Below are 18303 nucleotides of genomic sequence, written 5' to 3'. Positions count from 1 at the left end.
CCTTAAGGTGCTGCTGGAAGGGGGGCCGGCTTGTCGTCCATCGAAACCTCGACGAGATGGTTGACGGGTCGGGAGATGTCGCGATGTGCGACGGCGACGGTTTGCCCATGGTCGGCCAGCCAGGCGCCGATCCGCTCGGCCACGTAGACCGACCGGTGGCGGCCGCCGGTGCAACCGACCGCGACGGTGAGGTACGCCTTGCCCTCGCGATCGTAGCGCGGCAGCAGGGGCGCGATCAGCCGTATCAGGTTGTCGAAGAAATCCGCGAACACCGGGTCCTTGGCGATATGGGCCTGAACCGGTGCGTCGAGGCCGGTCAGATGGCGCAGCACCGGATCGTAATAGGGATTGTCGAGGAAGCGAACATCGAACACGAGATCGGCTTCCCGCGGCAACCCCTGGCGGAACGAGAAGGAGGTGACGAAGATGCCGAGGCTCGTGCGGTTGTCCAGACCGAAATGGCCGGTCAGCAGGCGCTTCAACTCCTGCGGCTTCAGCACCGACGTATCGACCACGACGTCGGCCCGCGCGCGCAGCGGCGACACCCGGCCGCGCTCCAGCCGGATGCCGTCCATGACCGGGCGGTCGCCGGCCAGCGGGTGGCGCCGGCGCGTCTCGGTATAACGGCGGGCCAGCGCCTCGTCGTCGCAATCGAGGAACAGCAGGGTCGCGTCGGTCAGGCGGTCGATCTCGGTCAACAGGCCGGGTACCGCGAAGTCGCGCGTACGGATATCGATGCCGACGGCGATCGGCTGCTCGCGTCGCGAGGTGACGCCGACCAGGCGCGGCAGCAGCGACAACGGCAGATTGTCGACCGCCTCGTAGCCCATGTCTTCCAGCATCTTGAGCGCGGTCGACCGGCCGGCGCCGGACAGGCCGGTCACCAGAACGACCCGCGCCGCCTTCTGGGTCGGTGCGCCGTCTTGCTGTCTTCCCGGATCGGAGGCGGGGTGGCTCATGGCTCCCTGTTTATACCCGATGGGGGGCCGGGCGCCAGCGGTCGGCGACAAGCCCAGCGCCAGCAACAGCTTGAGTGGCGTCGAGGCCTCGAACGGATCGAGCGATATCGAGGGGATCGCACATCCTTCGAGCCGTTGCACCGCCGGGTCCGGCAGCCGCTCGACCTGATCCGACGGCACGAGGTCGACGACCAGCGCGACGAGGGCGCGGGCGCGGTGGGGCAGCGACCGGATGCCGATGCCGCGCACCTCGATCAGCCCGGCGATGGTCGGTGGCGCGCGCGCGACGAGGCCCTCCGGCTCGGCCACCAGATCGACCTGGTCGTCGGCGACCAGTTCCGCGCCGATCGCGATCAGGCGCAGCGCCAGATCGGATTTCCCGGCACCCGGCGCGCCGCGCAACAGCACGCCCTGCCCCTGGAAAGCGACCACGGTCCCGTGATGCAGCGCCATGGCCGCCTAGCGCGCTGCCGGCAGGCGGAGGCAGAACCGCGCACCCTGCACCTGACCTGCATCGTCGCGCCGATTCTCGGCCCAGATCGTTCCGCCATGCGCCTCGACGATCTGCTTGGAAATCGACAGGCCCAGCCCGGAGTGGGTCCCGAACTTCTCGCCGACCGGGCGTTCGGAATAGAAGCGGTCGAAAATCGCCGCCAGCTTGCCGTCCGGCACGCCCGGCCCCTCGTCCTCGACCGACAGGAGGATCTCCTGGCCCTGCCGCTCGGCGCGAACCAGGATCCGCCCGCCCGGCGGACTGAAAGAGGCGGCATTGCCGATCAGGTTGCGGAACACCTGGACCAGCCGCCCCTCCTTGCCCAGCACCATGAGCCGCTCGCCCTCGTCCAGCGGATGATATTCGAGGATCGGATCGTTCTCGTCGCGCGTCGTCGACTGGACATCGACCAGGGTGCCCAGCATGCCGGCGAGCGAGACCGGCGAGCGCTCCAGCCGGCTCATCTCGGCATCGAGACGCGAGGCGTCGGAGATATCGCTGATCAGCCGGTCGAGCCGCGTCACGTCGTCCTGGATGATCGCCATCAGGCGCTTCTGCTGCTTCGGATCCTGAACGCGCGTCGCGGTCTCGACGGCACTGCGCAGCGAGGTCAGCGGGTTCTTGATCTCGTGCGCCACGTCGGCGGCGAACCGCTCGATCGCGTCCATGCGCCGGAAGATCGCCGCGGTCATGGCCGTGAGCGCCACCGACAATTCGCCGATCTCGTCATGGCGATGGCTGAAATCCGGAATATCGACCTTGCGGCCGTCGCCATGCCGGATCTCGTAGGCCGCCTGGGCCAGCTTGCGCACCGGCCGGGCGATCGTGCCCGCCAGATAGAGCGACAGCGCCACCGTGACGGCCAACACGATCATGAACAGGCGCAGGATGTCGGCCCGGACCGAATTGACTTTCTGCTCCAGGCTGGCGCCGCCGACCTGCAGCATCACCGCGCCCAGGACCTGCTTGTAGCGCTTCACCGGCACCGCGGCGCTCAACACCAGCCCGCCATCGAGGTCGGAGCGGACCTTGCGCGTGATATGGCCTTCGAGCGCGTCGCCCACTTCATCATAGTCGGCCGCCGTGGCATGGACATGCTCGACATAGGCCGGGTGGTGATCGTGCCGCCGCAGCAGGTTCGAGACCCAGTCGACGGCTCGCCGCAGCAGCCCCGGACCGGCGTCGTCAGGCGGCGCCAGCTCCTGGATCTGGATGGCGCCGCCGCGCCCCTGCATGGTCCGGCTGTCGGCGATCATGGCGCCGGTCGGCAGGAACAGGCGAGCGCGGATCCGGGTCGGCTCGACCAGGCGCCGCATCAATCCCTGGCCGAGGCTCGGCACCAGCACCGGCTGGTCGCCCAGGTCCTCCAGCGTGGCGCCCTCGCTGAGCGCACCGGCGAAGATGCCGCCCTGGGTCGCCAGCGCCTGCAGCTCGGTATCGATCAGGCCGGTCTCGTAGCGGTCGAGATACAGCATGCCGCCGCCCAGCAGGGCCACCGCCAGCACGTTGACCGCGAGCATGCGCCGGCTGAGCGAGAATTGCCCGAATTTGCGCGGCCGGGCTAGCAGCCGACGCACACCGTGCGCGGCCTCGTTCCTGCCCGACAGCGAACTGGCGGCGCCGTCAGGCTTCTTTATATCGGTAACCAACGCCATAGAGGGTCTCGATATGGCCGAAATCGTCGTCGATCACCTTGAACTTCTTGCGAAGCCGCTTGATGTGGCTGTCGATGGTGCGATCGTCGACATAGATATGCTCACCATAAGCCGCATCCATCAGCTGGTCGCGGTTCTTGACGTGGCCCGGACGGGCGGCGAGCGACTTCAGGATCAGGAATTCGGTCACGGTCAATTCGACCTGGCGGCCGCGCCAGGTGCAGAGGTGTCGGCTGGTGTCGAGCAGCAGGTCGCCGCGCGTCAGCAGCGCGTCGCCGTCGGTCGCGGGCTTTTCCTTGGCCAGTTCGACCCGGCGCAGCAGGGCCCGGATGCGCTCGATCAGCAGGCGCTGCGAGAACGGCTTGGTGATGTAATCGTCGGCGCCCATGCGCAGGCCCAGCGCCTCGTCGATCTCGTCGTCCTTGGACGTCAGGAAGATGACCGGCAGGCTGCCCTGCTTGCGCAGGTTGGACAGCAGTTCCATGCCATCCATGCGTGGCATCTTGATGTCGAGGATCGCGAGGTCGACCGGCTTGGCCGCCAATCCCTTCAGCGCTTCGGCGCCGTCATTGTAGCAGTGGACCAGGAAACCCTCGGCTTCGAGCGTCATCGACACCGAAGCCAGAATATTGCGGTCGTCGTCGACCAGCGCGATCGTGTTCGCCACGGGATATCGGCCCCATCCTCAAAGTTCCACCCGGCGGTTATAGACGCGTCGGGCCATCGGCACCATGGCCCGCGAAAATGGCTTTCTCTAGGCCATCAGTTTCAACCCCGCGATGCCGACCAGGATCATGCCCAGGAACCCCATGCGGGCCAGGTTGACCGGCTCGTCGTAGAGTGCCATGCCGACGACGGCGACACCGGCGGTACCGATCCCGGTCCAGATGGCGTAAGCGGTGCCCATCGGGATCTCGCGAAAGGCCCGCGACAGGCACCAGGGGCTCGCGATCAGCCCGATGGCCGTCACGACGTTCGGCACCCACCGGGTGAACTCGTTGCTCGCCTTGAGCGCGCCGGCCCACATCACTTCGAGCAGCCCCGCCAACAACAACCAAGCCCAAGCCATCGCGACCTCATCATCAGACAACGATCATTTCTACCGGCACATCCCCAGGATGCAAACATCCCGCTTGACCATTCTTCCGTGCCGACCGCCTATCGGGACCTCAACGCCGGACGGATCATCGCCCCGAAGATTGCGTTCATCGAACGGCGATGGCAGTTTCCAAGGATCGATCGAGGTCTCCTGGCGATAACCATGAAGCCTCGATCACCGACGCCGAGACCGGTCAACGGTCCGGCGATCGACCATAACGGGAGATACCCTAGTGCAGAAGCAAACGGCCCTCGGGCACGGGCTCGTCAATTTGGCGGCCATTCACCATAATCTGTCCGTCCCGGAACTCTACGAGCACGCCATCCGCCAGGGGGAAGGCACGATCGCCGCCGGGGGCGCGTTCGTGGCCGTCACGGGCCAGCATACCGGGCGCTCGCCCAAGGACAAATACATCGTCCGCGATTCCGTGACCGAATCGTCGGTCAATTGGGGCGATGTCAACGTGCCGGTCAGCGAAGCGGTGTTCGACATGGTGCACCAGCGCATGCTGGCCTATCTGCAGGGCCGCCCGGCCTATGTCGTCGACGTGTTCGCCGGTGCCGATCCGGAATTCCGCCTGCCCGTGCGCGTCGTGACCGAGCAGGCCTGGCACAACCTGTTCGCCCGCAACATGTTCATCCGGCCCTCGCCCGAGGATCTGGTCGGTTTCGCGCCCGAGATGACGATCCTGCAGGCGCCGGGCCTGGTCGCCATGCCGGAGTTCGACGGGCTGCGCACCTCGACCTTCGTGCTGGTCAATTTCAAGAAGCGGCTCGTGCTGATCGGCGGCACCAGCTATGCCGGCGAGATCAAGAAGTCGGTGTTCGGCTATCTCAACTACATCCTGCCCGATCGTGGCGTGCTGCCGATGCATTGCTCGGCCAACATCGGCAGGAACGGCAAGTCGGCCGTGTTCTTCGGCCTGTCGGGCACCGGCAAGACCACGCTGTCGGCCGATGGCAGCCGCACGCTGATCGGCGACGACGAGCATGGCTGGTCGTCCCGCGGCATCTTCAATTTCGAGGGCGGCTGCTACGCGAAGGTCATCAAGCTGTCGAGCCAAGCCGAGCCGGAGATCTGGGAGACCACCCGCCGGTTCGGCACCGTGCTGGAGAACGTCGTCCTGGAGCCCGCGACGCGCATCGCCGACCTGGACGACGGCCGCCTGACCGAGAATACCCGTGCCTGCTATCCGCTCGACTTCATTGCGAACGCGAGCGCCACGGGCATGGCCGACCATCCGGACACGGTGATCATGCTGACCGCCGACGCGTTCGGCGTGCTGCCGCCGATCAGCCGGCTTTCGCCCGAGCAGGCGATGTATCATTTCCTGTCTGGCTACACTGCACGCGTCGCCGGCACCGAGAAGGGCCTGGGCAGCGAACCGCAGGCGACCTTCTCGACCTGCTTCGGCGCCCCCTTCATGCCGCGCCACCCGACGGTCTATGCCAAAATGCTGGGCGAGCGGATCGCCCAGAACAAGGTCAAGTGCTGGCTGGTCAACACCGGCTGGTCCGGCGGCGCCTATGGCGTCGGCGAGCGCATCCGCATCGCCCACACCCGGGCGATGGTGCGCGCGGCACTCGACGGCAACCTGTCCGACAGTTCGATGCAGCAGGATGGGCATTTCGGCCTGCATGTGCCGGAAGGCGTGCCGGACGTGCCGACCGACGTGCTGCACGCCAAGCGGACCTGGACCGACGGCAAGGCCTATGACGAGGCAGCCCGTCAGGTCGCCAAGCGCTTCGAGGCGAACTTCCAGCAGTTCGAAGGACACGTCGGGGCGGATATCAAGGCAGCCGGCATCCACGCCGCCGCCTGATCCGGGCTGCTGCCGCGCGAGGCGCCGATTTGACACGATCGGCGCCTCGCGATTTCCGATGCGGTGGGTTATTTCGGCTCGCGTCCTATGGCATGATCCCGCCCGCCATCCTCGAAATTTGCGATGGCCGAGGATGGAGTCCCCCTTTTTGTCGAAGCGTCTTTCGTGGTCGCGCCAAGCCGTCGCCGCCCTTCTGAGCCTGGTCGCGCTCGTCCTCACGGACCCAGCCGACGCCGCCACGGTGATCCAAGGTCAGAACGCGCTCACCGGCACCACCTCCAAGGTGACCGGGACCTTGACCGCCATGCCGGCAGGTCAGCCGACTGACCTGCGGCTCGACATCCGGCTGATGCAGACCGGCCAGACGAAGCCGGTCACCAAGTACGATCCCGACCTGGGCAAGGCGATGCACGTCATCGCGATCAGCGAGGATTTCTCGGTCTTCATCCATCACCATGTCGACCATGTGATCGACGGCAACGGCCAGGTCCGCATCCGCTTCCCGAAGCCGGCGCTCTACCACATCTATGTCGACGCCATGCCCCACACGCTGGGGCAACAGGTGCTGCGCTTCGAGCTGCCGGTCGGCGATGCGCCGGCCGCCCCGCCGCTGAAGCTCAGCCCCGGAATCCTCGCGGCCGACTCCGGTCCGTTCCAGGTCACGTTCGACTCGCTCGACCTGGTGGCCGGCGAGCCATCGATGCTGACCCTGCACATCGCCGAAAACGGCAAACCGGCGAAGGACCTGAAACCGTTCCTGGGCGTCGGCGCCCATGTCGTGCTGATCGCCGCGGACGGCCTCGACTACGTCCATGTCCATCCGATGGCGGCGAGCGCCATGGCGGGCGGGCGGGACATGGCCAGCCACGAGATGCCGGGTATGGCGATGCCGCACGAGCCATCTGCGGCGGCGATCTCGCCCGATATGATGCTGCACGTCGCCGTGCCGAAACCGGGGCTCTACAAGCTCTGGGTCCAGTTCGACGGCGGACGCACGCTCTATACGGTGCCGTTCGTCGCCGCCGCGCGCTGAACCGTCCGGAGCCTCAAAAAGCACGACCCCCGCGGAGGAACCCGCGGGGGTCGCTTTTCCGGGACAGCCACCGACCGAAACCTTGCGGTCCGGTGCCGGCGCGTGCCCCACGCTGGAATTGCGGGTGGTTAGGCCCGCATTACCCGTAACCCTGCGACGTCAGGCGAGGCGAACCCCGCTCACGTCGGCGATCCCGGGCGCAGCGAACGCCACCAGCAATTCTTTCGACGTTGACACGAGATCACCTCCTTTCGGTTGTTGACGACCAAGGAAAGCCTAAGCCCGCGCCGCGCGATTGCGCAAGTGTGAATTGTCACGCCCCGTCAGTGCGCCGCATCCCAGCTCGTTGCCTGCCCGACCTCGACCACGAGCGGCAGCGACAACTCGACCACCGGCGCACAGGCGCCTTCCATTACTTCCTTCAGCACCGGAATCGTCCGCGCCGCCTCGGCTTCGGGCACCTCGAACACCAGTTCGTCATGGACCTGCAGCAGCATGCGCGCCGACAGGCCTTCGGCCTCGAGCCGGTCGGGCAGCCGGATCATGGCGCGCTTGATGATATCGGCTGCGGCGCCCTGCAGCGGCGCGTTGATCGCCGCACGCTCGGAAAAGGCCCGGCGCGCCGGGTTCGAATCCTTGATGCCCGGCAGATGGCATTTCCGGCCGAACAGGGTCGTGACATAGCCATGCTCGCGGCAGAAGGCCTTGGTCTGGTCCATGTAGTGGCGGATCTCGGGGAAGCGCAGGAAATAGGCCTTGATGAACTCCGACGCCTCGCCGGGCGAGATCGAGAGTTGCTGGGCAAGGCCGAAGCCCGAGATGCCGTAGATGATGCCGAAATTGATCGCCTTCGCGCGTCGGCGAACCATCGGGTCCATACCTTCGACCGGCACGCCGAACACCTGGCTGGCCGTCATGGCGTGAATGTCCTGGCCGTCGCGGAATGCGTCCTTCAGGGCCGGGATATCGGCGACATGGGCGGCCAGCCTGAGCTCGATCTGCGAATAATCGGCTGACAGCAGCACATTGCCGGGTTCCGACACGAAGGCGCGGCGGATCTTGCGCCCCTCTTCGGTTCGCACCGGAATGTTCTGCAGGTTGGGATCCGTCGAGGCGAGGCGCCCGGTCGCGGCCCCGGCCAGCGAGAAACTGGTATGGACCCGGCCGGTCTTCGGATTGATCTGCTCGATCAGCGAGTCGGCATAGGTCGATTTCAGCTTGGCGAGCTGGCGCCAGTCGAGCATCCGCCGCGGCAACTCGTGGCTGGCCGCCAACTCTTCGAGAATGGCCGCATCCGTGCCATAGGCGCCGTTCTTGCCCTTCTTGCCGCCGGGCAGGCCCAGCTTGTCGAACAGCACCTCGCCCAATTGCTTGGGCGATCCGATGTTGAACGCACCGCCGGCCAGCTCATGGATCTGCTTCTCGTATTCGGCCATGCGCTCGCCGAAATCCGCGGACAGGCGCATCAGCTCGGTCCGGTCGACCTTGATGCCATGGCGTTCCATGCCGGCGACGACGCCCATCAGCGGCCGCTCGATCGTCTCGTAGACCGTCGCCATGCGCTCGCGCAGCACCCGCGGCTTCAGTAGCCGATGCAGCCGCAGCGTGATGTCGGCATCCTCGGCGGCATAGTCGCGTGCCGCATCCAACGCGACCGCGGCGAAGCCCTTGTGGCTCTTGCCACTGCCGGCCACATCCTTGTACTTGATCGTTTCGTAATCGAAATAGATTAGCGCCAGCTCGTCCATGCCCATGCCATGGGCGCCCGCCTCCAGCGTGTTGGCGAGCAGCATGGTGCAGTCGACCGGCGCCACTTCGATGCCATGGCTGCGGAAGATCTGGATGTCGTATTTGCCGTTGTGGGCGACCTTGAGTACGGCCGGGTCTTCCAGCAGCGGCTTCAGCCTGGCCAGCGCCACCTCGAACGAAAGCTGCAGCGGCCGCTCGGCCCCGCTCAGATTGAGCTCGCCTGCCGCCTCGCCGACATGGCCCAGCGGAATGTAGCAGGCCTCGCCCGGCGCCACCGCAAGCGAGATGCCCACCATCTCGGCGAGCACGGCGTCGAGCGCCGTCGTCTCGGTATCGAACGCGACCGTGCCCTCGACATAGGCGCGCGCGATCCAGCGATCGAGATCGGCCTCGGTCTGCACCAACTCGTAGCGCTTTTCGACGGACGAGGGCGGGACGGCCGAATCGCTGCTGAGCGCCATCGGCGCTACCGGCACCGCTGCCGAAGCTGCGACCGCGCCTGGATTGCGCGATTGCACGCGGGTGACCAGCTGGCGGAAGCCTTGGGCCTGCAGGAAGCCGATCAGCTTGCCCGGATCGTTCGGCCGCAGGCACAGGTCGGCCAGCGGCACCGGCACTTCGACGTCGTTCTTCAGCTGGACCAGCGTCTTGGAGATGCGTGCCTGCTCGGCGAAATCGATCAGCGATTGGCGCCGCTTCGGCTGCTTGATCTCCGGCGCACGTTCCAGCAGCGCCTCGAGCGTGCCATAGGTGTTGATCAGTTCGGCCGCGGTCTTGACGCCGATGCCGGGCACGCCCGGCACGTTGTCGACCGAGTCGCCACACAGCGCCTGGACGTCGACGACCTGCTCCGGCCCGACGCCGAACTTCTCGCGCACCTCGTCCGGGCCGATCATCCGCTGCTTCAGCGGGTCGAACATGGTGACGCCATTGCCGACCAACTGCATCAGGTCCTTGTCGGACGAGACGATGGTGACGGTCGCACCGGCCGCGCAGGCGAGGCGGGCATAGGTCGCGATCAGGTCGTCGGCTTCATAATCGACCATCTCGACCTGGGCGATGTTGAACGCCTCGGTCGCCTCGCGCACCAGGCGGAATTGCGGGATCAGCTCGGGCGGGGCCTCCGGGCGATGCGCCTTGTACTGGTCATAGAGCCGGTTGCGGAAGGTCAGCCGCGAGGCGTCGAAGATGACGGCGATATGGTCGGCATCGGTCTCGCCGATCAGCTTCAGCAGCATGTTCGAGAAGCCGAGCACGGCATTGACCGGGGTGCCGTCCGCCCGGTTCAGCGGCGGCAGGGCGTGGAAGGCGCGGAAGATGAAGCCCGATCCGTCGACCAGATAGACGTGACGCGGCGGCACGGGACAGTCGGACAAGATGGCTTCCTTTTCTTTCGTCCGTCATTCACCGGGGGGAATGTACGGCATCCTCAATCAATCATTCGTCGTGCCCGGGCTCGACCCGGGCATGCACGCAGTGCCGCCGCAGCCGACCTCGGGATTTACGGCGCGCTGCCCGGCCACGTGGACGGCGGGGTCGAGCCCGGCCATGACGTTGTCACAAAGCAATCAATGCGCGTGGGCGCTGCCGTCCTTGGACGCCTCGTAGACGAACAGGCGCGAGCAATAGGGGCATTCGGCCTGGCCCGCCGGCGACAGGTTCAGATAGACGAGCGGATGGCCGCCGACCGCCCCGCCGCTGCCGCTGCAGCCGACGGTCTTGGTATCGACGGTGATGGTCTCGAACGGCGTGGTCATCGCTTGGGTCATCCCAGGGCGTGGAGAAAAGGGGCAGAGGCCAACCCGCGACAGTGCGCGAGATTGACCCTCGTCGGCGCGGGATGATACCCATTGCCCGGACACAATCAATGACTGCCTCTCCCGCCCCTCTCGCCATGCTTTCATCCGCGGCCGTCGCGACGGCTCCCGGCCTGCCGGAATTCGCCCTGCAGCTCGACGGCTTGAGCAAGACCTACGCGCCGCGCGGCAAGTTCGGCGCGGTGACGGCGCTCGATCGCATCGACCTCAAGGTTCCGCGCGGCGCCATGTTCGGCCTGTTGGGACCCAATGGCGCCGGCAAGTCGACCATGATCAACATCCTGGCCGGCCTGGTGGTCAAGACCGGCGGCTCCGCCCGCATCTGGACCCACGACGTCGACCAGGAGCCGCGCCAGTCGCGTGCGGCCATCGGCGTCGTGCCGCAGGAACTGAACATCGATCCGTTCTTCACGCCGTTCGAGCTCCTGGACCTGCAGGCCGGGCTCTACGGCGTGCCGAAGCGCGAGCGACGGACCATGGAAATCCTGGCGGCGGTCGGCCTGGCCGACAAGGCCAAGGCCTATGCCCGCACCTTGTCGGGCGGCATGCGCCGGCGGCTGATGGTCGCCAAGGCCATGGTCCACAGCCCGCCGATCCTGGTGCTGGACGAGCCGACGGCCGGCGTCGACGTCGAGCTGCGGCAGACGCTCTGGGCCTATATCCGCGAACTGAACCGGGGCGGCACGACGATCCTGCTGACCACCCATTACCTGGAAGAGGCGCAGGAACTGTGCGATCGGATCGCCATCATCGATCACGGGCGGCTGGTCGCCCATGATTCGACCGAGGCGCTGCTGCGCCGGCTCGATGCCAAGGAAATCATCCTCAGCCTGAGTGCCGACCCGGAACCGCTGCCGGATCGGCTGAGGGTGCTGGGGTTCGAGCGCTCTGCGCCGTCCCGCCTCCGCTTGCGCTATCAGCCGAGTTGCACGCAGTTGGGACCCCTGCTCGCCGCGGTCGGCGAGGCGGGCTACGGCATCCTCGACGTCTCGACCGAGGAAACCAATCTCCAGGACATTTTCCTGCAGTTGACCGGCAGCCAGGCGGACCAGCGCGCCGGCGTCGGCGGGCGCTGACGCGCCGATGCGGTGGGGCGGGCGGCTTCTCGGCCTCGCATCTTTGGCCCTGGCAGCGATGCTCTGCGCCTGCGCCCCGCCCGATTTCCAGGACTCGCCGACCTCGGCCCGCCCGCTGGGTCCTGGCCAGATCCCCTATGCAGGCCTGACCGAAAGCCATCTCATCACCGACGACGGTCAGGCGCTGGTGCTCCAGACCTGGATGCCGACCGATGCCATGGGCCATCCCGTGCCGCCCAAGGCGGCGATCGTGGCGCTGCACGGCTTCGACGACTATTCGGAAGAATTCGCCGATCCCGGTGCCTATCTGGCCGAACGGGGCATCGCCACCTTCGCCTATGACCAGCGCGGCTTCGGTCATTCGGACAATCCCGGGCGCTGGCCGGGGGCGGAAACGATGAAGCGCGATCTGCGCACCGCGATCCGGCTGGTGCGCGCGCGACTGCCCGGCGTGCCGGTCTATGCGCTGGGCTGCAGCATGGGGGGCGCGGTCGTGCTGGCGACCTTGGGCGACGGCGGCCCCGACCTGCCGGACGGGGCGATCCTGGCGCCCCCGGCGATCTGGGCACGCGAGACCCAGCCGCTCGTGAACCGGGCCGTGCTCTGGGCCAGCGTCCGGGTGATCCCGGCGATGAGCTTCACCGGCCGCGGCCTGGGCGTGCTCGCGTCAGACAACATCCCGTTGCTGCGCAAGCTGGGCCGTGACCCGCTTTACATTCATGCCACCCGCACCGATTCGATCTACGGGCTGGTCGACCTGATGGACCAGGGATTGGCGGCGGCACCCCAGGTGACCCAGCCCCTGCTGGTGCTGTATGGCGCCAAGGACCAGGTTATCCCCAAGACGCCGATCGCCGACCTGATGGTCCGCCTGCCCCGGACCGCCGACGGGACTCAGCGGCTCGCCTATTACGCCCAGGGATGGCATCTGCTGCTGCGCGATCTGGAGGCGCGGACCGTCGATGCCGACGTGGTCGCCTGGATCGCCGATCACCACGCCCCGCTGCCCAGCGGTGCCGACCTGGCGGCAGCCCACTTCCCGCCCGCCTCCTGACGCGCCCGCCCGCCATGCGATTTAGGGGGTTGAGCCCGACCGCCGGTTCAGGCTAGCTTCGCCCCACTATCCGCGCCGCCGGTTCCCGGCTTTCGCGCATGCGCTGCACCCGTAGCTCAGCTGGATAGAGCGCTGCCCTCCGAAGGCAGAGGCCACACGTTCGAATCGTGTCGGGTGCACCAACTTTTCCCTATATCTGTCAGTCACTTAGCGCGCCCGCGCTTGCCTGTATGGCGCAGAGTCGCGCAGAACAGCGCAAGAACACGCCGGCATTTCGGCGCAAGATTGACACACTGGTTGCCACACTGTTCCGGTCGCGAGTCGGGCTCGAGAGCCCGCGATCCGATGATGCCGGACAGGTAGCGGCCCGTTCGGAAGGATGGGCCGCTGACCGTCAGCTGTTGGGATCGACTCGGTCGGTGCCGGCGGCATCCCCTCCCCGATCGGCGGGAGGGTCGCCATGACGTAGCCCTTCCCTCGCTGCCCCAAAACACAACGACCCCGCTCAACGAAGGGCGGGGCCGTGGACCGGCGATGAAACCGGGATGGATCGCGTCTGGTAAACCGATCCTCCCAAACATCGCCGACCTCGTCAAGCGTGGAACCCGTTTCCGCGGACGCCCGAGCTTTGTCCGCCGCTTCGCCCTTCTCCGCACACGCCCTCAGGGCGCGAAGGAAGAAGTCATGTCCACCATCGAAGGCATACAGCCAAATCGGCATCCAGAAACGGTGAGAGGCAACGAGCTGCTCCGTCGGCTATCCATGAATCAGCTGGTCATCGATGACCGGCGACGCGCGGACACAATCGTCGCCGAAATCACGGCGAAAGAAGCACATCCAACGCGAGAAGCGAAATTCTCGACCTGGGGCGGCTATGCCAAAGCGTACCGCACACGCCAGCCCCGACGGGCCCGTCGCCGGGAGGCTTGGATATATGGCCATCCAAATTGGCGACCCGCACTCGATCGCAACAAGGGGGCGAAGCTGCTCAATGCCGCCCGGATCTACAATCGCGAACATCGCCAGAAGGGCCAGCATTGCGGCCCCCTGGCCGAGTCTGGGGTCGACATCCTCGCTGCGCTGCTCCGCCTTCAGAATTGGGAAACGGGGGCCTGTTTTCCAAGCCTGAAGCGGATCGCCGAGGAAGCCGATCGCACGCGCTCGACGGTCCAGCTGGCGGTCCAGCGGCTGGAGCTCGCCGGCTTTATCGAGATCGTGCCGCGCCGTCAGCGGCAGGGGCTGTGCCGGGATGGCAAGCGCCGACCTATTGTTGCCAGCAACGCCTATCTGATTTCCGAACCACCTGAGACCGTCAATCGGCACGGAACCGGCGCCAATTCCTTAATAACCCTTTCGACCTGTTCACAGAATGCAGCGTCGGCCTGGTCGGCCGACTTGCGGTCGCCCGCAGCGACCGCTCCGAGCCGAATTCTCCTTCCGCCGGGGGTCGAACCGCCCTTCTGACCTCACACCACACCACCGGAGCGGTGGTGAGAGCGCTTTGCCTACAGGTCGGCAACCGACTTTTCGCCGCTGAATTCCCCGGCCGACACCCAGTCTCGTCCAACCGGTCGAGGCTGAACAGCGTCGCAAATCATCCGTACTAGTATCCATGGATCATAGGAGACTAACATGAAGGTTCTCGCCATCCTCGCCCAGAAGGGCGGCGTCGGGAAATCGGCCGTCGCCCGTTCGATTGCAGTCGCCGCTCTGCTTGACGGCCGGCCGACAGCCATCATCGACGCGGACCCGCAAGGGACCTGCGTTCGCTGGGCTCAACGCCGCGCGGCACCGGCGCCAACCGTCGTCGACCTCGGTAGCCTCACGCTGCGCCAGCAGCTGGCCGAGCTCGCCGGCCGCGGAGCAGACATGGTCGTGATTGACACACCTCCCCATGCCCAGGCGACGATTGCCCAGGCGGCGGAGATGTGCGACGCCGCGCTGTTGGTGACAGGGCCATTCCCCGAGGATCTAGAGGCGATCGGCGCCACAGTCGGGATCGTTCAGGCCCTCGGCCGACCGGCCGGGATCCTGTTGAACAAGTGCCCGCCGCGGGCCGCGGCCCTGAGCTTGGCGCGTTCGGCGCTGACCGCGTTCCGCCTGCCGATCTGGCCCGGGCAGATGACCCAGCTGATTTCGCATCCTTATGCGGCGGCCGAGGGTCTGACAGCCTCAGAGCGCGAGCCAAGCTCGAAGGCCGCGGCCGAAGTCGCAGCTGCTTGGGGGTGGGTGAAGGCTATGATACCAGTATCATAGGTTACCAGGAGACTAGCATGGCGAAGAAAGCTCCCACAGCGTATCCAAGCTTGATGGTCGCACCGACAGCGCCGCTGGCGCCTGCAGGGGCTGCGGCCGCGGACCAGCAGCCGGCCCGGCCGCCGCGAATGCGCGACCGGGCCGACCAAGTCGTGCTGTATCTGAACCCCGCTGGCCATAAGGAACTGAAGCGGTTCGCGATCGGCGCCGATCGGAAGGTTCACGACCTATTGATCGAGGCGGTCGAGGAATGGGCGGCGAAGCGCGGGATCCGCGAGCAGATGCGGGTTCGTTAGAAGCGGACAGATATTGAAATTTTATGGAGCGATGGAAGTACAGGATCACCGACTCAAATTCTCATCGGCCATTAGGGCATTACAGATAAAGAGCTGACCAAAAATTTCTTATTGATTACGTGCCTTCCACACTAAACCGTGCGGCGAGTGGGGGGATCAAGAAAAACAAGCGTCGCTCGATCGTCTGACGAATTTTCGGCATTTCCAACTCGTACCAACCGTCTGCATCTAGTGCCGGCGGGGCGACGTCCTCCTATTGGTTGTGGCACAAATGCCGAGCGAGGCATATTTTGCATGATTGCAACCGATGGAACTTCGCTTTATACCGAATCTATCGGGGCGGGAAAGAGCACATGTCTCCAGAAAAGAAATACCTTGATTGGAGGAAGGGTCTTCCGGTGGGTTGCATGTTTGCACGCATCGTGAGCCTGCATCCGGAACGACACGAACAGGCTGTCGAGCGCCTGTCCGGGATAGGAACCCCAGATACGATCGCGACACGCATCGCGGACCGAGTCCAGCAACTCATCGATGCGCCCGACGTATCTGCGGCGGCCCTCTTGTTTCCCGGCATATCCAGCCTTGCAAGACTGTGCCGCGTAGCGCTGGCGCTCGGTGAGAAGCCGCGGTGGAGCGTGACCACAAGCCCGCTCGAAAACACACCCGCCGGAAAGATGGTCGCCATTCACGTTGCTCGGGATTTGCAGTTTGGGGACGGCTGGGTCCCATCAGAGGTTCTTATCCTCGGTCCGTTCGAGAATTTTCCGGCGACCCGTAGAGCCCCCATCGTTGGATTCGAGATTTTCCTCGGAGCTCCGCTGCCGAGCGATCCCAAGACTGGCCAACCTACCGTCAAGGTGAATCTGGCTCATATGAAGCTCCCCACCCTGACTCAAACTGCATTTGACAAGGCTTGGGATAAGTCCGTAGTAGGGCGATTGGCGTCGTTAGGTGGCGTGGAAGATGGCCGCGCGAAAGCAAAGGTCTCGTTCACCGTCCCCGTGACGCTCGCAAGGCAATTGGGATGCGCACCATGACCCAGCGCGTTGTGGTTATCGGTCATGCCGATGCGGACGGGCATCTAATCGCTGAACAGGTCCGCCGAAATCTGGAGCTGATTGAAAGCTTCGACGTCACCGCCATCGTCGATCCGGCGCGCACCAAAGATCACAAAGCATGGATGCAACTAGAGTCGTTCAAAGAGATCGACGACGCTGATCTGGTCTTCTTTGTAGACATCATGTTTGCACCAGCCACTTTCGATAGTGAGGCTTCCGCGCTCGTCGATTTTGTTCGCGAGCGTCCGGAAAAGAAATTCTTTTTGATCGACCACCATCCGCTTCCGCTTCGCCGCCTGGGTTTGGCGGACAATTTGCATGCTATGTATCGGCCGGATGTTTTCGAGTGCGCAATCGGGCCGCGCTCCGGAATGATGATCGTAGCTGCTTTGTGCGAGGGCCAGGGACCAAATGTCGCGGAGATCAAACAGCCCTTCCATGACGTTCTCGCTCGGGGTATTCGGCGGGCCGCTGCGCTTGGCGGAGAACTGCCTGGAGCGAAGCTACTGGCCTTGCTTCAATCAGACCGGTGGGATGCGCTATCGCTTCTGGCGAATGACGACGCCGAATATCACCGACTGCCGCGCGGCCGGCGGCCGAGTGGTCAACCTTGGTCGAGTGCGATGACGGCGGTAAATCAAGCCGCAGAGACCTTGCTTGCCGGCGACAAGCCTCAAGACAATATAAGAAACATGATACAACTCGAGTCGGGGAGAACTGACATGGCCTACGATCTCGACATTGCCGCGGAAAGATTCGACCTGCACGATGGTCGTCGCGTTCGTGGTAACTCTCGAATGCATTCAAAAGACTTAGAAGCAATTGTTACACTACTGGAGATTGCCGCTCTTTCACTTACGGTTACGCCGGAATCAACTTTTACAATCGACGAGTTGGTCGAGGAAGCCAGGAAATTCGCCGGTACGGAGATCGATTTGAGTGAACTCGATGTGAAGATCGTCCTCAAAAAATCGGGCTTTTTGATTAAGATCGGCGGACGGGAATATCGCCTCAGGTAAGAAGCGAATTCCAATGGTGTCGACCTAGTAAACAACAAGACCGGCCGAGCCTTCTCCCGATCTACTTGGCGGGAGAGGGCAGCCACATAGCGCCGAGGGTTGGTGGTCACCCTTCCAACCTTTACGCGGCGATCAATTGGTGCGCTGTCGCCCGGGCCCTTGTTGACCGACATCAACAGGCTTTACACACTCCCTGTCTGGGCGGTCACCGAAGGAAGCTCGAAACCCGCTTGCTGCATCTTTTCAAGCATATGCTTCAAGGCGCTACGCTCCATCGCCGAAAGGCGAATATCCCCGCGGCTGAGTCGCCGCAGCGCAGCATCAGACTTGGGGCTCAGAAGGCGTTTCGACCGGGCAAAATCCAGGCATGGCTCGGTATTCGACAACATGGCAACGATCACACGGTCGAAATCGATGTCGGCGTCGACCTTTTTCGTTGCAATGGCCTCTCGTCGCTGTCGTTCAGCCTCCGCACGGTCAATCACCAAGCCTTCCAGAGCCCCTTCGAACTCGTATTGCGAGGCGGATACAGCCGCCCAGCACGCCTGCTGTTTGCAATATTCGCCGACATTCTTCATCTGAGGCGGCGCCTCCTTCACAGTCGCGGCAACCTGCGGTGCGATCTGTCGAAGGACGCCGCCAATCTCTTCCGGCAGCTCCTGACGTTGCCAAATGACGTTGAGATCGAGTTCGAGCCCCTGGTTGTGGAGATAATGCACCAGCCAGGCGATCGAGTAGGTTACGACCTGGGCCTTGTAAGCGCGGTCCTGCAGATACCAGTCGGATCCCCCAACCATCCTGTCGGTCCAACGGAACGTTATTCCCTTGGCGACGACGCCCCTGAACCAGTGCTCGTTGAACGGGGCCTCGGAGACCTCCCAGGCCTTGCCCACGTTCTCGGCGTACTCCAGGAAGCA

General features: G+C 64.9%; 16 protein-coding genes and 1 tRNA gene. 10 read left to right on the top strand and 7 right to left on the bottom strand.

Annotation, left to right across the window (positions count from 1 at the left end; translation table 11 throughout):
* Positions 1 to 2: 2 nt before the first annotated feature.
* From rapZ to VGV37_RS26715, 4 genes are all read right to left on the bottom strand, one after another.
* Positions 3 to 1412, bottom strand: a complete 1410-nt coding sequence (gene rapZ, locus VGV37_RS26730) for an RNase adapter RapZ (RefSeq protein WP_326882855.1) — start codon at positions 1410 to 1412, stop codon at positions 3 to 5.
* A 6-nt stretch (positions 1413 to 1418) separates the two neighbouring features.
* On the bottom strand, positions 1419 to 3107 hold the full coding sequence (locus VGV37_RS26725) for a stimulus-sensing domain-containing protein (RefSeq protein ID WP_326882853.1): 1689 nt from the start codon (positions 3105 to 3107) through the stop codon (positions 1419 to 1421).
* Positions 3076 to 3774, bottom strand: coding sequence for a response regulator transcription factor (locus tag VGV37_RS26720; protein ID WP_326882852.1), 699 nt, complete (start codon positions 3772 to 3774; stop codon positions 3076 to 3078). Before VGV37_RS26720 ends, VGV37_RS26725 begins: the two co-directional genes overlap by 32 nt.
* 87 nt (positions 3775 to 3861) lie before the next feature.
* Entirely contained in the window at positions 3862 to 4176 is a 315-nt protein-coding gene (locus VGV37_RS26715; RefSeq protein ID WP_326882851.1) for a multidrug efflux SMR transporter, read from the bottom strand.
* Between the two features lie 262 nt (positions 4177 to 4438).
* Here VGV37_RS26715 and VGV37_RS26710 point away from each other — a divergent pair, with 262 nt between their 5' ends.
* Both VGV37_RS26710 and VGV37_RS26705 read left to right on the top strand, forming a co-directional pair.
* Positions 4439 to 6028, top strand: a complete 1590-nt coding sequence (locus tag VGV37_RS26710) for a phosphoenolpyruvate carboxykinase (RefSeq protein WP_326882850.1) — start codon at positions 4439 to 4441, stop codon at positions 6026 to 6028.
* Between the two features lie 148 nt (positions 6029 to 6176).
* Positions 6177 to 7061, top strand: a complete 885-nt coding sequence (locus tag VGV37_RS26705) for a hypothetical protein (RefSeq protein ID WP_326882849.1) — start codon at positions 6177 to 6179, stop codon at positions 7059 to 7061.
* Between the two features lie 323 nt (positions 7062 to 7384).
* Here VGV37_RS26705 and polA read toward each other — a convergent pair whose 3' ends face one another.
* A complete protein-coding gene (polA, locus tag VGV37_RS26700; protein WP_326882848.1) occupies positions 7385 to 10186 on the bottom strand; it encodes a DNA polymerase I in 2802 nt (933 codons plus the stop codon).
* A gap of 192 nt (positions 10187 to 10378) precedes the next feature.
* A complete protein-coding gene (locus VGV37_RS26695) occupies positions 10379 to 10567 on the bottom strand; it encodes a zinc-finger domain-containing protein (RefSeq protein ID WP_326882847.1) in 189 nt (62 codons plus the stop codon).
* A gap of 110 nt (positions 10568 to 10677) precedes the next feature.
* On the opposite strand from VGV37_RS26695, the gene VGV37_RS26690 reads away from it, so the two are divergent.
* The 8 genes from VGV37_RS26690 (at position 10678) to VGV37_RS26655 (ending at position 17386) form a co-directional block, all read left to right on the top strand.
* The gene (locus VGV37_RS26690; RefSeq protein WP_414638109.1) at positions 10678 to 11703 is read left to right on the top strand and encodes an ABC transporter ATP-binding protein; all 1026 of its coding nucleotides are present in this window, start codon (positions 10678 to 10680) and stop codon (positions 11701 to 11703) included.
* A 58-nt stretch (positions 11704 to 11761) separates the two neighbouring features.
* Positions 11762 to 12757, top strand: coding sequence for a lysophospholipase (locus VGV37_RS26685; RefSeq protein ID WP_326882846.1), 996 nt, complete (start codon positions 11762 to 11764; stop codon positions 12755 to 12757).
* 105 nt (positions 12758 to 12862) lie between these two features.
* Positions 12863 to 12939 (top strand) — tRNA-Arg (locus VGV37_RS26680).
* A 502-nt stretch (positions 12940 to 13441) separates the two neighbouring features.
* Positions 13442 to 14221: a helix-turn-helix domain-containing protein gene (locus VGV37_RS26675; RefSeq protein ID WP_326882845.1), complete on the top strand. Its 780-nt coding sequence runs from the start codon at positions 13442 to 13444 to the stop codon at positions 14219 to 14221.
* A gap of 168 nt (positions 14222 to 14389) precedes the next feature.
* Positions 14390 to 15013 carry a ParA family protein gene (locus VGV37_RS26670; protein WP_326882844.1) on the top strand — a complete coding sequence of 208 codons (624 nt, stop codon included), beginning with the start codon at positions 14390 to 14392 and terminating at the stop codon, positions 15011 to 15013.
* Positions 15014 to 15030: 17 nt separating this feature from the next.
* Positions 15031 to 15309: a hypothetical protein gene (locus VGV37_RS26665; RefSeq protein WP_326882843.1), complete on the top strand. Its 279-nt coding sequence runs from the start codon at positions 15031 to 15033 to the stop codon at positions 15307 to 15309.
* A 353-nt stretch (positions 15310 to 15662) separates the two neighbouring features.
* Positions 15663 to 16346: a hypothetical protein gene (locus tag VGV37_RS26660; protein WP_326882842.1), complete on the top strand. Its 684-nt coding sequence runs from the start codon at positions 15663 to 15665 to the stop codon at positions 16344 to 16346.
* The gene (locus VGV37_RS26655; protein ID WP_326882841.1) at positions 16343 to 17386 is read left to right on the top strand and encodes a hypothetical protein; all 1044 of its coding nucleotides are present in this window, start codon (positions 16343 to 16345) and stop codon (positions 17384 to 17386) included. Before VGV37_RS26660 ends, VGV37_RS26655 begins: the two co-directional genes overlap by 4 nt.
* A gap of 182 nt (positions 17387 to 17568) precedes the next feature.
* Here VGV37_RS26655 and VGV37_RS26650 read toward each other — a convergent pair.
* Positions 17569 to 18303 (bottom strand): AIPR family protein (locus VGV37_RS26650; RefSeq protein WP_326882840.1); only part of this gene is annotated, 735 nt, incomplete at its 5' end.

Source organism: Aliidongia sp. (assembly GCF_035943795.1).
In the GTDB taxonomy this organism is placed as follows: domain Bacteria; phylum Pseudomonadota; class Alphaproteobacteria; order ATCC43930; family CGMCC-115725; genus Aliidongia.
This window is presented reverse-complemented; position numbering and strand designations above follow the sequence as displayed.

Excerpts from the sequence above, each read along its gene's own strand:
- VGV37_RS26665 (WP_326882843.1), top strand. The coding sequence starts at position 15,031 with ATGGCGAAGAAAGCTCCCACAGCGTATCCAAGCTTGATGGTCGCACCG.
- rapZ (WP_326882855.1), bottom strand. The coding sequence starts at position 1,412 with ATGGCGCTGCATCACGGGACCGTGGTCGCTTTCCAGGGGCAGGGCGTG.
- VGV37_RS26675 (WP_326882845.1), top strand. The coding sequence starts at position 13,442 with ATGTCCACCATCGAAGGCATACAGCCAAATCGGCATCCAGAAACGGTG.
- VGV37_RS26685 (WP_326882846.1), top strand. The coding sequence starts at position 11,762 with ATGCTCTGCGCCTGCGCCCCGCCCGATTTCCAGGACTCGCCGACCTCG.
- VGV37_RS26690 (WP_414638109.1), top strand. The coding sequence starts at position 10,678 with ATGACTGCCTCTCCCGCCCCTCTCGCCATGCTTTCATCCGCGGCCGTC.
- VGV37_RS26715 (WP_326882851.1), bottom strand. The coding sequence starts at position 4,176 with ATGGCTTGGGCTTGGTTGTTGTTGGCGGGGCTGCTCGAAGTGATGTGG.
- VGV37_RS26695 (WP_326882847.1), bottom strand. The coding sequence starts at position 10,567 with ATGACCACGCCGTTCGAGACCATCACCGTCGATACCAAGACCGTCGGC.
- VGV37_RS26655 (WP_326882841.1), top strand. The coding sequence starts at position 16,343 with ATGACCCAGCGCGTTGTGGTTATCGGTCATGCCGATGCGGACGGGCAT.
- VGV37_RS26725 (WP_326882853.1), bottom strand. The coding sequence starts at position 3,107 with ATGGCGTTGGTTACCGATATAAAGAAGCCTGACGGCGCCGCCAGTTCG.
- VGV37_RS26660 (WP_326882842.1), top strand. The coding sequence starts at position 15,663 with ATGTCTCCAGAAAAGAAATACCTTGATTGGAGGAAGGGTCTTCCGGTG.
- VGV37_RS26670 (WP_326882844.1), top strand. The coding sequence starts at position 14,390 with ATGAAGGTTCTCGCCATCCTCGCCCAGAAGGGCGGCGTCGGGAAATCG.